Here is a 301-nt window from a genome sequence, read left to right as displayed (position 1 = left end):
CGACGGTGTCACCCGCGAAGCGCCGGGGCTGGTGTTTGAACGGCGCCTGGACAATCCGCCGGAATTTCCCGATATCGACGTCGAAAGCGGATTGAAAGCCTTGCTGTTCAAGCAGGGTGCTATCCTGCCGGAAAAAACCGAACCCAGCGTTTCGTGAGGCTGTTGTGTCCCGAGGTATTGCTTTATCAGTGACGGCGTCCTGCCTGTTCGCCGTCATGTTTTTCTATACATCTCTGCTCGCCCCCCTCAACGGTGAGGACATCTTCGGCTGGCGAATGCTCCTGACCGCCCCCTGCATGAC

The 301-nt window shown here is 58.1% G+C and carries 1 protein-coding gene; it reads left to right on the top strand.

Annotated features, from left to right (window positions below):
* The coding region (locus HX774_RS20460; protein ID WP_178829009.1) for a class I SAM-dependent methyltransferase at positions 1-157 on the top strand (157 nt) is incomplete at its 5' end.
* Between the last annotated feature and the right edge of the window lie 144 nt (positions 158-301).

The sequence above is a fragment of the Brevundimonas sp. P7753 genome, from assembly GCF_013386595.1.
In the GTDB taxonomy this organism is placed as follows: domain Bacteria; phylum Pseudomonadota; class Alphaproteobacteria; order Caulobacterales; family Caulobacteraceae; genus Brevundimonas; species Brevundimonas bullata.
Note: the sequence above shows the minus strand (reverse complement) of the source record. Positions and strands in the feature narration are given on the sequence as shown.